Origin of the sequence: Flavobacterium hibisci (genome assembly GCF_020026925.1) — a bacterium.
In the GTDB taxonomy this organism is placed as follows: Bacteria; Bacteroidota; Bacteroidia; order Flavobacteriales; family Flavobacteriaceae; genus Flavobacterium; species Flavobacterium hibisci.
Genome location: NZ_JAIQDW010000048.1, coordinates 1 through 1,226 on the forward strand (window position 1 = coordinate 1; position 1,226 = coordinate 1,226).

Consider the following 1,226-nt stretch of genomic DNA (forward strand, 5'->3'; position numbering starts at 1 on the left):
GGTAGTATCTCACTAACTGTGTAAGTTAAAAAATGATGGGGTTATTAAACCAGCATCATTTTTTTTTTAACTTTAACATTTACACAGTCTTATGAAAAAAGAAGATTTATTATCAGATGAATTTTTAAAACAATTCAAAACAGGCGAAGACCTAAACGGTTTTCTTGCCCAATTACAAAAACGAGGGATAGAAGCTATTTTATCAGGAGAACTAGATTCTCATCTAGGTTATGAGAAACATGAAAAAACGCCTTCAACTAATTCTCGTAATGGTTTCTCCAACAAGAAGATAAAAACTTCCTTTGGAGAATCAGACATTCAGGTTCCAAGGGACAGAGAAGCTTCTTTTAATCCCATGATTATTCCAAAACGTCAAAGTATGGTTGATGGATTAGAGAATGTTATTGTCTCTCTTTATGCCAAAGGAATGACCGTTAGTGATATTGAAGAACAAATAAGAGAAGTTTATAAATTTGACATATCAACCTCCACTATTTCTAGAATTACCGAATCAGTTTCCAGTGATATAACAGCTTGGCAAAATCGCCCGTTAGAGTCTGTTTATTTAATCGTTTGGATGGATGGGATTGTCTTTAAAGTTCGGGAGAACTCAAAGGTTATTAATAAAACTATTTACCTTGCTGTTGGCCTTAATCGAGATGGAAAAAAAGAAGTTTTGGGTATGTGGTTGGGCAAGAATGAAAGTTCCAGCTTTTGGTTAGGAGTTTTAACAGATTTAAAAGCCAGAGGTGTTGAGGATATATTAATTACGGCTACAGATAACCTAAACGGCTTTACTCAGACTATTAAAAATGTATTCCCTGAATCACAGACTCAAATCTGTGTAGTGCACCAAATACGCAACTCAGCTCGTTATGTAGTGTGGAAAGATAAGAAGGAATTCTCTAAAGATATGAAGCAGATTTATGATGCTCCAACCAAACAGGCTGCCAGGGCTTCTCTTGAAGATTTTGCTAATAAATGGAATAGTAAATATCCATATGCTGTAAAATCATGGCAAGACAATTGGGAAGAACTTACCGTATTTTTTGACTTCCCCGTTGAAATTAGGAAAATAATTTATACCACTAATCTAATCGAAAATCTAAACGGTAAGATTAGAAAATACACCAAAAATAAATTATCATTCCCTACCGATGAAGCAGTTTTAAAATCTGTATATTTGGCTTTAAGAGAAGCTACCAAAAAATGGACAATGCCAATCC

The 1,226-nt window shown here is 34.3% G+C and carries 1 protein-coding gene; it reads left to right on the forward strand.

Annotated elements, in window-relative coordinates; all coding sequences use genetic code 11:
- Positions 1-91: 91 nt before the first annotated feature.
- The coding region (locus K8B81_RS20775; protein ID WP_223683439.1) for an IS256 family transposase at positions 92-1,226 on the forward strand (1,135 nt) is incomplete at its 3' end.